The 11491-nt window shown below is 59.9% G+C and carries 8 protein-coding genes and 2 tRNA genes; 2 read left to right on the top strand and 8 right to left on the bottom strand.

Annotated features, from left to right (window positions below):
* Positions 1 to 32: 32 nt before the first annotated feature.
* The 4 genes from KGB21_RS28960 to rimO all read right to left on the bottom strand — a co-directional run bounded on the left by KGB21_RS28960 (position 33) and on the right by rimO (position 3415).
* Positions 33 to 503 (bottom strand): DUF1456 family protein, encoded by a 471-nt coding sequence (locus KGB21_RS28960; RefSeq protein WP_046816549.1) that lies wholly within the window; start codon positions 501 to 503, stop codon positions 33 to 35.
* 77 nt (positions 504 to 580) lie between these two features.
* Positions 581 to 1291 (bottom strand): rRNA pseudouridine synthase, encoded by a 711-nt coding sequence (locus KGB21_RS28965; protein WP_034146799.1) that lies wholly within the window; start codon positions 1289 to 1291, stop codon positions 581 to 583.
* A 189-nt stretch (positions 1292 to 1480) separates the two neighbouring features.
* A complete protein-coding gene (locus tag KGB21_RS28970; RefSeq protein WP_034146798.1) occupies positions 1481 to 1954 on the bottom strand; it encodes a GNAT family N-acetyltransferase in 474 nt (157 codons plus the stop codon).
* A gap of 123 nt (positions 1955 to 2077) precedes the next feature.
* Entirely contained in the window at positions 2078 to 3415 is a 1338-nt protein-coding gene (gene rimO / locus KGB21_RS28975; RefSeq protein ID WP_034146797.1) for a 30S ribosomal protein S12 methylthiotransferase RimO, read from the bottom strand.
* A 291-nt stretch (positions 3416 to 3706) separates the two neighbouring features.
* Here rimO and KGB21_RS28980 point away from each other — a divergent pair, with 291 nt between their 5' ends.
* Positions 3707 to 5608 carry a potassium transporter Kup gene (locus KGB21_RS28980; RefSeq protein ID WP_034146795.1) on the top strand — a complete coding sequence of 634 codons (1902 nt, stop codon included), beginning with the start codon at positions 3707 to 3709 and terminating at the stop codon, positions 5606 to 5608.
* Positions 5609 to 5673: 65 nt separating this feature from the next.
* Here the strand turns inward: KGB21_RS28980 and KGB21_RS28985 are convergent, their stop codons facing one another.
* The 4 genes from KGB21_RS28985 to KGB21_RS29000 form a co-directional block, all read right to left on the bottom strand.
* Positions 5674 to 6969, bottom strand: coding sequence for a virulence factor family protein (locus tag KGB21_RS28985; protein WP_223507502.1), 1296 nt, complete (start codon positions 6967 to 6969; stop codon positions 5674 to 5676).
* Positions 6969 to 9611 (bottom strand): bifunctional lysylphosphatidylglycerol flippase/synthetase MprF, encoded by a 2643-nt coding sequence (gene mprF / locus KGB21_RS28990; protein ID WP_223507503.1) that lies wholly within the window; start codon positions 9609 to 9611, stop codon positions 6969 to 6971. Before mprF ends, KGB21_RS28985 begins: the two co-directional genes overlap by 1 nt.
* A gap of 278 nt (positions 9612 to 9889) precedes the next feature.
* Positions 9890 to 9966: transfer RNA gene (locus tag KGB21_RS28995), tRNA-Met, on the bottom strand.
* Positions 9967 to 10162: 196 nt separating this feature from the next.
* Positions 10163 to 10239 (bottom strand) — tRNA-Met (locus KGB21_RS29000).
* Positions 10240 to 10539: 300 nt separating this feature from the next.
* Here KGB21_RS29000 and dinB point away from each other — a divergent pair.
* Positions 10540 to 11491 (top strand): DNA polymerase IV (gene dinB / locus KGB21_RS29005; protein ID WP_223507504.1); only part of this gene is annotated, 952 nt, incomplete at its 3' end.

The following is an 11491-nucleotide window of genomic DNA, read 5'->3' on the forward strand; positions in this document are numbered from 1 at the left end:
CAGCAAGCCGGCTCCTACAAGGAGTTGAGCGCTTATTGCGGGCGTACGCGCAGGGTCAGGCCTTTGAGGAAGTTGCGCAGCAGCTGATCGCCGCACGGGCGGTAGTTGGTGTGGCCGAATTTGCGGAACAGCGCGCTCAGCTCAGGCTTGGACACCGGGAACTCGGCGGCCTTGAGGATGGCGTGCATGTCGTCTTCCTTCAGTTCGAAGGCCACGCGCAATTTTTTCAGGATGATGTTATTGGTCACCGGCACTTCGATCGGCTGCGGTGGACGGCTTTCGTCCTTGCCGCGCTTGAAGATCACCAGGCCATCGAGGAAGTGCGCCATGACTTCGTCCGGGCAGCGTACGAAGCCTTCTTCGTCTTCTTCTTTTTTGTCGAGGTAGGTCAGCAGGTCTGGCAGGGTGACGTCCATGCCGCCCAGCTTGATGATCTCGATGACTTTCTTGTCGCTGATGTCGAGCATGTAGCGCACGCTGCGCAGTACGTCGTTGTGAATCATGGTGTGCAATCCTGATATTCAGCAGTGGGTACCGCATAAAACCTGCGGCACCAAAATGTGTGGCGGCGTCGGAAGTCTTAGAACTTCTCTTTGCCGGACAGGTAGCGCCATTGCCCCACGGGCACTTTGCCGATGGACACGCCGCCGATGCGAATGCGACGGATACCCACGACCTTCAGGCCGACGGCCTGGCAGAACAGGGCGATCACGCCCGGTTGCGGATTTTTCATGGCGAAGCGCAGGCGGTTTTCGTTCTGCCAACTGGCCTTGACCGCTGGTAGTTCCTTGCCCTTGTAGGTCAGGCCGTGCTGCAAGCGATTGAGGCCATGTTCGACCATGTCGCCTTCGACCTCGACCACGTATTCCTGCTCGATCTTGTTGGAGTCGGCCGTGAGCTTGCGCAGGATCTTCCAGTCCTGGGTGAACACCAGCAGGCCGCTGGCGTTGGCCTGCAGGTCAGTGCTCGCGGTGAGACGCTGGAAGTGGCCCTTGAGCGGACGTTTGCCGTAGCGATGTTCTTCGCTCAGGGTCTCGGCGCTGATGGTCGCCATGGCGGTGTCCGCGTCCATGCCGGCGGGCACGTTGAACAGGATGGTCACCGGCTCCGGCGCCGTGGCCTTGGCCTCTGGGTCCAGCTCGACTTTTTGCGTACCGACCTTGAACTGCGGCTCGTCGATGACTTCGCCGTCGACGGTGACCCAGCCGCCCTCAATGAACAGCTCAGCCTCCCGACGGGAACAGCCGACGAGTTCGATGAGGCGTTTGGAGAGACGAATCGGGTCAGTCATGTCAGGGCCGTAACAAAAAAGGGGTGGGCATTGTACCTGCTGGGCGCCGGTTAATCCCGGTCCCATTTCAATGCCGTTGCATTTCCTGTGGGAGCTGGCTCGCCAGCGATTGCATCACCTTGGCGCATCAGGATAGACCGCAGCGTCTGCATCGCTGGCAAGCCAGCTCCCACAGGGTTCAGTGTCAGGTCAGCCGTGCTGTGAAAGTTTGTGATTTTGGCGCATCCGCATATGCAGCAACGGATACGGTTGCCCCATGCCATCCACCTCCGAGCGGCCGATCACCTCAAACCCTTGCTTGAAGTAAAACCCCAACGCTTGCGGGTTCTGTTCGTTAACGTCCAGTTCATCGGCGTTGAGGTTTTCCAGGGCATAGCGCAGCAATTTCTTGCCCAGCCCCTGACCGCGATGTTTCGGGTCGATAAAGAGCATTTCGATCTTGCCCGCCGCGACTCCGGCGAACCCGGTAATGCGCTGGCTGGCGTCCTTGGTGCAAATCAGCATCACCGCGTCGAGGTAGCGGGTCAGCACCAGGTTCTTCAACAATTCAATGTAGCTCTCTGGCAGAAAGTCATGGGTCGCGCGAACCGAGGCCTCCCAGACCTGTGTCAATTCTTCGTAGTCGCTTTGTTTCGGTGTGTGGATGACCGAATGTTGGCGCATGCCCGCCTGCTCCTTATTTTTTACAACCGGCTGTGAAGGTGAGAATCCGTTCCTCACAAAACGATAGCCGTAAAAAAGCCCCGCATCTCGTCAAGAGAGCGGGGCTTTGCGTATTTTTTGCGTTTAGATCTGTTCAGCCCACAGGTCGTATTCGTCGGCGTCGGTCACTTTGCACCAGACTTTATCGCCCGGCTTGAGGTTGCTGCCGTTGTCGATGAACACGTTGCCGTCGATTTCCGGGGCATCGAAGAAGCAGCGGCCGACCGCGCCTTGCTCGTCGACTTCATCGACCAGCACTTCGATTTCACGGCCGATGCGCATTTGCAGGCGCGCCGAGCTGATCGCTTGCTGGTGCGCCATGAAACGATCCCAACGGTCCTGCTTGACGTCGTCCGGTACCACTTCCAGATCCAGGTCATTGGCCGGAGCGCCTTCTACTGGCGAGTACTGGAAGCAGCCGACGCGGTCGAGCTGGGCTTCGGTCAGCCAGTTCAGCAGGTATTGGAAGTCTTCTTCGGTCTCGCCCGGGAAGCCGACGATGAAGGTCGAACGGATGATCAGGTCCGGGCAGATTTCGCGCCAGTTCTTGATGCGCGCCAGGGTCTTGTCTTCGAACGCCGGGCGTTTCATCGACTTCAGTACTTTCGGGCTGGCGTGCTGGAACGGGATGTCCAGGTACGGCAGGATTTTGCCGGCAGCCATCAACGGGATCAGCTCGTCAACGTGCGGGTACGGGTAAACATAGTGCAGACGAACCCAGACACCGAGGGTGCTGAGGGCTTCGCAGAGTTCGGTCATGCGGGTTTTCACCGGCGCGCCGTTCCAGAAACCGGTGCGGTATTTCACGTCAACGCCGTAGGCGCTGGTGTCTTGAGAGATCACCAGCAGCTCTTTGACGCCGGACTTGACCAGGCGCTGGGCCTCGTCGAGCACATCGCCCACCGGACGGCTGACCAGTTTGCCGCGCATCGACGGGATGATGCAGAAGCTGCAGCTGTGGTTGCAGCCTTCGGAAATCTTCAGATAGGCGTAGTGGCGCGGGGTCAGTTTGATTCCCTGTGGCGGCACCAGGTCGATCAGCGGGTTGTGGTCCTGACGCGGCGGCACGACTTCGTGCACGGCGTTGACCACTTGCTCGTACTGCTGCGGACCGGTTACGGCCAGCACGCTCGGGTGCACGTTGCGGATGTTGCCTTCTTCGACGCCCATGCAGCCGGTCACGATGACCTTGCCGTTTTCCTTGATGGCTTCGCCGATCACTTCCAGGGATTCTGCCTTGGCCGAATCGATGAAACCGCAGGTGTTGACCACCACGACATCGGCGTCCTGATAGGTGGACACAACGTCATAGCCTTCCATGCGCAGCTGGGTAAGGATGCGCTCGGAGTCGACCAGTGCTTTCGGGCAACCCAGGGATACGAAGCCAACCTTTGGATTGGCCGGCGCAGGAGTGGTGGACATGTCTAACCTCGGTATTTTGTGACGCCTCCAGCCATGATCGGCAAGGCGACAGACGGACGCTTTATCGCGCCTCTGATCAAAAAGTGCGCAATTCTAGCGATGGCGGACGCACTTGACCAGCTTTATGCAGGGAAATACGACGAGTGCTGCGCTATGCTTCGCGCCGTTGGGCTTTACCGATTTTTTACTGTCAACAAAACGTCTGTAACGTGAAGTAAAACAGCGCATGCTGCACGACAAAGCATAGTGCTTCTTCAAAAGAAGCCCGGGTCTGGGTAGTAGGAGTGGTGGATGGGTCACGCAAGTAGTCAGGCTGCAGGTGCCGAGCATTCGGCAGCGAAGCCGATCGGCATGCTGGTCGCGGCGGTCGGGGTGGTTTACGGCGATATTGGCACGAGCCCGCTGTACACCCTCAAAGAAGTGTTTTCCGGCGGCTATGGTGTGCCGGTCAACCATGACGGCGTGTTGGGGATTCTGGCGCTGATCTTTTGGTCGCTGATCTGGGTCGTGTCGATCAAGTACATGATGTTTGTCCTGCGCGCCGACAACCAGGGCGAGGGCGGGATCATGGCCTTGACCGCGCTGGCGCGGCGGGCGGCGGCGGGGCACGCGAAATTGCGCTCGTTGCTGGTGGTCTGCGGGTTGATCGGTGCAGCGCTGTTCTATGGCGACAGCATGATCACACCGGCGATTTCCGTGCTCTCGGCGATTGAAGGCCTGGGGCTGGCATTCGACGGCATCGACCATTGGGTCGTGCCGCTGTCGCTGGTGGTGCTGGTGGCGCTGTTCCTGATTCAAAGTCACGGCACCGCGCGCATCGGCATTCTGTTCGGGCCGATCATGGTCACCTGGTTTGTGGTGCTCGGGGCGCTGGGTGTCTACGGCATCCTGCAGCACCCGGAAGTGTTGCAAGCGATGAACCCGGTGTGGGGCGTGCGCTTCTTCATCGTGCACCCTGGCATGGGCGTGGCGATCCTTGGCGCGGTGGTGCTGGCGTTGACCGGTGCCGAAGCGCTGTACGCCGACATGGGTCACTTCGGCCGCAAGCCGATTGCCCGTGCGTGGTTCATCCTCGTGCTGCCAGCGCTGGTGCTGAACTACTTCGGCCAAGGCGCGCTGCTGCTCGGTGATCCGGAAGCTGCGCGTAACCCGTTCTATTTGCTGGCGCCGAGCTGGGCGTTGATTCCGCTGGTTGGTCTGTCGACCCTGGCCACGGTCATTGCCTCGCAAGCGGTGATCTCCGGCGCGTTCTCCCTGACTCGTCAGGCGATCCAGCTTGGTTACATTCCGCGCATGCACATCCGACACACGTCCAGCGCTGAGCAGGGCCAGATCTACATCGGCGCGGTGAACTGGGCGCTTATGGTTGGCGTGATTCTGCTGGTGCTGGGTTTCGAATCCTCGGGTGCGCTGGCGTCGGCCTACGGTGTGGCCGTGACCGGGACCATGCTGATGACCACCATCCTGGTGTCGGCGGTGATATTGCTGCTGTGGAAATGGCCTCCGCTCCTCGCGGCGCCGCTGTTGATCGGTTTCCTCTTGGTAGACGGTCTGTACTTCGCTGCCAACGTGCCGAAAATCATTCAGGGTGGTGCGTTTCCGGTCATTGCCGGGCTCGCGCTGTTCGTACTGATGACCACCTGGAAGCGCGGCAAGCAACTGCTGGTCGACCGCATCGACGAAGGCGGACTGCCGCTGGAGATTTTCATCAGCAGTATCGCTGTCCAGCCGCCGCATCGCGTGCAGGGTACGGCCGTGTTCCTCACTGCCCGCCCGGACGCCGTGCCACATGCACTGTTGCACAACCTGTTGCATAACCAGGTGCTGCACGAACAAGTGGTGTTGCTGACAGTGGTGTACGAAGACATCCCGCGTGTGCCGCCGAGCCGGCGCTTCGAGGTCGATTCCTACGGCGAAGGGTTCTTCCGGGTGATCCTGCATTTCGGCTTCACCGACGAACCGGACGTACCGCAGGCGCTGAAGCTGTGCCATCTGGATGAGCTGGATTTCAGCCCGATGCGCACCACGTACTTCCTCAGCCGCGAAACGGTCATCGCCTCCAAGCTCGAAGGCATGTCCCGCTGGCGCGAGGCGCTGTTCGCCTTCATGTTGCAGAACGCCAACGGCAACCTGCGCTTCTTCAATCTGCCGCTGAATCGGGTGATTGAGTTGGGGACGCAGGTGGAGATGTAAGTCACCCACATCAAAAAGCCCCCGCAGCCTAACGGCTCGGGGGCTTTTTGCAGGCGCTGCTCAGATCATTCCTGAGCTTCAGTTTCCTTGGCTTGACGCTTCTCGATCACATCCACCAGCCGCTGGGCCAGTTTCGGGTAGTTCTCGTCGAAGTGGTGGCCGCCGGGCAACTTGATGACTTCGCCCACGGCGCTCTTGTCGGTACAGCCGCTTTCATCGACTTCTTCTTCACCGTAGATGCACACCACTTTAGCGGCGGGCAGCTTGGCCATTTCCGGGCCGGTGGCGGCTTCTTTGCCGGCGTTGCCGAGCCAGCCTTCTACTTCGATTTCGAAGCTGCCGGTGCGGGCGAAGGCCAGCAGGATGATTGCATCGACGCGATTCTGTTCCGATTCGGCCAGGCGGTTGTAGATCGCCGGCAGGACGTCGGCACCGAACGAGTAACCGGTGAGGATGAAGCGCTTGGTGCCCCATTTCTGCCGGTAGTGCTGCATCAGTTCAGCCAGGTCCAGAGCGCTTTGCTCAGGGCTCTTGTGCTGCCAGTAGTAGCGCAGGGTGTCGATGCCGACCACCGGATAGCCGATCTTGGCCATCTCGCCCGCCACGTCGCGGTCGAGGTCGCGCCAGCCACCATCGCCGGAGAGGAACAGAGTGACGGTGTCCTTGGCCTGGCCGGCCGGCACTTCGACCACGGGAATCTGCAGGCCGCCCGCGGCTTTGTCGCCACCGACGAGAATCTTGCGCAGTTCGTTGTTCAGCACTTGCGGCAGGTTGATGTCGTAGTCGCTGATGCTGGTTTCGGCGTTGGGTTGGTCGCGTACGAAACCGGCGCTGGTGTCGTCCGGATTGTCGTTCCAGGCCACCAGCCAGTAACCGTGGGCCGCGCTTTTCGGCAGCAGGTGCGTGCAACCGGGTTTTTCCAGGGCCAGGTCCACCGAAACGGCTTGGGCCTTGTCGTCTTTCTGCTCGGACAACCAGCGCCACGCCAGCACCGCGCCCGGGCCGATGCCGCTGACCAGAGTCGCCGGGCCTTTCAGCTCGCGCAAGCCCGATTGCAGGGCGCGGCTTTGCAGCAGGCAGTCCTTGGGCAGGATCACCTGGACAATCTGCGCCGAGCCGCTGCGGCTCAGGGTCATCAGTTGTTTGTCGCTGAGCTTCTGTTCTTCATTGACCGCCACCAACACCTGAGCCTTCGGCGTGGTGCCGGGGATGACGCGGGTCATCGCGGCGCCATCGGCCGGGGTCAGTTGTTTGAGGGTCGGTTCCGGTGCCGGGCGTTTCAGGTACCAGTAGCCGCCACCGACAATCAGAGCCAGCACGACCAGCGTGCCCAGTACATACCGCAAGGAGCGTTGAATCATCAGCGTTTCACCAATCCAGTCAAGCCGCCCGCGATCAGGGCAGCAGTATCGGCCAGGGCTACCAGCGGATCGAGTCCGGCGGGCACGGCCATATAACGGGGTTCCCAGTCAGGCTGGAATTTGTCTTTGAAGCGGCGCAAGCCTTGGAAGTTGTAGAGCTGCTCACCACGGCGGAAAACCATCGAGCCCAGACGCTGGGTCAGCGGTGCGCCGCGACGGGGTTGCAACCCCGACAACGGCACCATGCCCAGGCTGAAGCGCGCGTATCCGTGACTCTTATAATGTTGGATCAGGCCGACCATCATGAACTCCATGGTCAGCTTGGGGGCTTCGGGGTGCGCGCGCATCAGGTCGAGGCTGGCCAGGTCATGGCTGTAGGTCTCGAGCAGGTTGGCGAACGCCACCGGGCGTCCTTCGAAACGGATCACCGCAATGCGGAAGTGCTTGAGGTAATCATCACTGAACCGGCCGAGGGAGAAGCCTTTCTCGCGCACGTTCTTGCCGGTCAGCCAGGCATCGGAAATCACCTTGAGCTCATCCATCGGCGCCTGGCCCGGTTCATGGATCTCCAGCGACAGGCCATCGCGGGTGCCACGGTTCCAGGTGTAGCGCAGGTCCTTCATCTCTTTGCCCTTGGCTTCGAGATCAAAGCGCTTGAGATCGACCCGGGCTTCTTCACCGAGCTTGATCGCGGTCAGACCGATGTCCATGTAGTACGGCAGATTCTCCGCGCGCACTTGATAGAACACGGGGCGGGCGTGGTGGATGTCGCAGAGGTCGCGGAACTGCCAGATCATTTCCGCCCGTTGCTGGCCCGGCCCGATCGGGTCATACAGCGCCACCAGACTGCGGCCACGGCGGGCGTACATCAGGAACGCCTCGTCGTTGGGGTGAAACAGCAGCGCCTTGTCACCAGTCAGGGCAAGGCCGCCATCCGGTTGCGAGGAAGCCATCAGGATCTTGCTCGCACGCTCCAGTTCATCGGGTGTTGGCAGATGAATCACCGGGCGTGCGGTACGCAGCAGCCAGGTCAGGGACACCACCACCAGCAGCACGGCGGCACCGAGCAGCGAGCGCAAGCCGCGCGGGGCATCGGCGTCGAGAGTGAACTGCCACCAGAGTTGATGGCTGTATGGCACGTCCTGATAGGCGAACAACAGCAGCCACATCGACGCGCCGAGCACGCACAGGCTGGCCACCAGGTACAGCGGCGAGAACGGCAGTTCGGTCAGGCGGCTGGGGCGGTAGAACGAACGGCGGAAAACCCCGAGCAGGCTGGCAGTCAGGGTCATCAGGCAGGCTTCTTCCCAGTCGAAGCCTTTGAGCAAGGAGAGCAGGGCACCGACCAGCAACAGAATGGTGGTCAGCATCCACGCCGCCGATAGTCGACGACGCAAGCCTTGAGCGAGCAACAGACAAAGCACGCCGATCAGGCTGGCACCGAAGTGCGAGGCGTCAACCAGGCGATGGGGAATCAGAAAACCGATGTGTTCCAGGCGGGTGTCGATTTCCGGCGTCGCGCCGGAGAACAGCAGCACCACACCGGACAGGAACACCAGTACGGCCAGAATCGGCGCGGCCAGGCCCGATGCGGCACGCAGCGACTGGCGTGTCTGGAATACGCGCTGGCCTTCGTTGATCAGCAACAATAGGCAGGCCACCAGCAATGGCAGCACGACGTAGATCAATCGATAGAGCAGCAGGGCGGCGGCCAGTGGCGCGGCGCCGAGTGTGTCGGAGAAGGCAGCCAGCAAAATGGCTTCGAAAACCCCGACACCGCCCGGCACGTGGCTGAGAACGCCAGCGGCCAGGGCCAGCAGATACACCAGCAGGAATGCACCGAAAGGTGGCGCTTCCGGCAACAACAGGTAGAGCACGGTCGCGGCGGCGGCCACGTCCAGTGCGGTAATGATCAGTTGCAGGAAAGTCAGGCGACGCCCCGGCAGGCGCAAGGTACGGCGGCCGACCTTGACCAGCAGGTTGTCTACCAAGGGTTGTTCCGGCAGTCGACGCCGGTAGATACCGACGGCCAGTACCGCAAACATCAGCAGCACGACGGCAGCGATCACGCCCAGCAATGTTTCTGAGAGCCCCAATGCAGTAGACGCCGCAGGCAGGTTGCTCAGGGTTGCCAGTGCGGCGAGCGGGGGCAGGGCGCAGCCGAGCGAGAGGCTGGCGAACAACGTCATGCGGGCGACCTCGGCAGCCCCCAGGCCATGACGTGCATATAAGCGGTAGCGTACCGAGCCGCCGGACAACATCGAAAGGCCGATGGCATTGCCAATCGCGAAGGCAGTAAAACCGCCCAGTGCCAGGGTTCGCGGCGCCAGATTCACACCGGCATAGCGGCTGGCGGACCATTCGTAACCCAGCAAGATGATGAAGCCCGCCACCGTCGCGCCCAGTGCGCCGAGCAGTGCCGGTTTCGGCACTTCGAGAATCGAGTCGTGCAGAGCATCGAGATCGAGTTCGCTCAGCAAATGACGGCAGGCAATCAATGCGATCGTGAATAGCAAAAGAGTGACGGCCAGGCCGATGGGCTGGCGGTATTTGCTGATGAGATCCAGCACGCGCAGACGCTCCGCCTTGATCGGTTGTGTCGCTGTGACGGAGTCTTGTGGATCAGACGAGTTGGCGCGCATCAATCACCTCTTGGATTGTGCGCGACAGGATGGGGGTATCCAGCCAAGTTACCAATCCCTGTAGAAAAAAATAATCACAAATATTAACGCCTATCACCGGGTCACGGCGACGGCACATCATCAGTCGTAGAGGGCCAAGTCTGCGATTGAGCATAGTCTGAACTCGGTGCATGGGTGACCTCGGACGGCTCACTACACAGTGACAGATCATTGTTGCGAAAGGACTTTTTCAACAGATACAAAAAAGGCCACTCTTTCGAGTAGCCTTTTTTGATGTTTGGTTGCGGGAGCCGGATTTGAACCGACGACCTTCGGGTTATGAGCCCGACGAGCTACCAGACTGCTCCATCCCGCGTCTGTGTGGCGGCATTCTATAGAGATACGCCGGGGTGTCAACCGTTAATCCTGAGTCTGGTCAAATAAACGTAAAAGAGCGTCAAACGGTCGCAGGTGTCGGTTAAGTTTTGGAATCTGAAAGATTTTTAATTTTTTTGTGGAAAAACAGGCGCGCACAAAAAAGGCCACTCTTTCGAGTAGCCTTTTTTGATGTTTGGTTGCGGGAGCCGGATTTGAACCGACGACCTTCGGGTTATGAGCCCGACGAGCTACCAGACTGCTCCATCCCGCGTCTGTGGATCGGCATTCTATAGAGATACGCTGGGGTGTCAACCGTCAATTTCGATAAAACCTGTTTCTGTTCAATTGCTTAGCTCGCTAAATGGGTGGGTGATCGGCCGGAGAGACAGGCGTGGCAAGGCTTTCGCCTCTATTGGGAAAGTAATCTTGATTGAGAAATTAAATTTACCGGGGCTTTTCCTACAGGCGGAAAAGAACATTCAGAGCACTGGTGCTATATACAGGTGTCAGTGAGATACTGCTTGTCCGACACGCTCTGACGCTATTTCTTCTTCATGAACGCCGCGTTGATATGACCCAACGAAAAATCATCCACGTTGACTGCGACTGCTTTTACGCCGCCATCGAGATGCGTGACGACCCGCAACTGGCCGGTAAGCCTCTGGCAGTGGGCGGATCGGCGGATCGCCGGGGTGTGATTGCCACCTGTAACTATGAAGCGCGGGCATACGGCGTGCGTTCGGCGATGTCCTCCGGGCATGCGTTGAAGCTGTGTCCGGACCTGACCATCGTCCAGCCGCGCATGGACGCCTATCGTGAAGCGTCCAAGGAAATTCATACGATCTTTGGCGATTACACCGACCTCATCGAGCCGCTTTCGCTGGATGAGGCTTACCTGGACGTATCGGACAGCGCGCATTTCGGCGGCAGCGCCACGCGGATAGCTCAGGACATCCGCCGACGGGTATCCAATCAGCTGCACATCACCGTCTCGGCGGGCGTGGCGCCGAACAAGTTTCTCGCCAAGATCGCCAGCGACTGGAAAAAGCCCAACGGTTTGTTCGTCATCACCCCGGATCAGGTCGAGGGCTTTGTCAGTGGTTTGCCGGTGAGCAAGTTGCACGGGGTCGGCAAAGTCACTGCCGACAAACTGGGCAAGCTCGGCATCGTCGATTGTTCGCAGTTGCGTGAGTGGGACAAGCTGGCGTTGGTGCGCGAATTCGGCAGTTTTGGTGAAAGGCTTTGGGGTCTGGCCCGTGGGATCGATGATCGCCTGGTGCAGAACGACAGTCGCCGACAGTCGATCAGTGTCGAAAATACCTACGACGTCGACTTGCCGGATTTGCGCAGTTGCCTGGACAAGTTGCCGGAACTGCTGGAAACCCTCAAAACCCGCATGGCACGAATCGACAGCAGCTATCGACCGGGCAAGCCCTTCGTCAAGGTGAAGTTCCATGATTTCACCCAGACCACACTGGAGCAGGCCGGGGCAGGGCGGGATCTGGGCAGTTATCAGTTGTTGC

It is taken from the genome of Pseudomonas sp. GL-RE-29 (genome assembly GCF_019947275.1).
Taxonomy (GTDB): Bacteria; Pseudomonadota; Gammaproteobacteria; order Pseudomonadales; family Pseudomonadaceae; genus Aquipseudomonas; species Aquipseudomonas fluorescens_A.

Coding starts and splice junctions, on each gene's coding strand:
- KGB21_RS28960 (WP_046816549.1), bottom strand. CDS start 503: ATGATTCACAACGACGTACTGCGCAGCGTGCGCTACATGCTCGACATC.
- KGB21_RS28965 (WP_034146799.1), bottom strand. CDS start 1,291: ATGACTGACCCGATTCGTCTCTCCAAACGCCTCATCGAACTCGTCGGC.
- KGB21_RS28970 (WP_034146798.1), bottom strand. CDS start 1,954: ATGCGCCAACATTCGGTCATCCACACACCGAAACAAAGCGACTACGAA.
- rimO (WP_034146797.1), bottom strand. CDS start 3,415: ATGTCCACCACTCCTGCGCCGGCCAATCCAAAGGTTGGCTTCGTATCC.
- KGB21_RS28980 (WP_034146795.1), top strand. CDS start 3,707: ATGGGTCACGCAAGTAGTCAGGCTGCAGGTGCCGAGCATTCGGCAGCG.
- KGB21_RS28985 (WP_223507502.1), bottom strand. CDS start 6,969: ATGATTCAACGCTCCTTGCGGTATGTACTGGGCACGCTGGTCGTGCTG.
- mprF (WP_223507503.1), bottom strand. CDS start 9,611: ATGCGCGCCAACTCGTCTGATCCACAAGACTCCGTCACAGCGACACAA.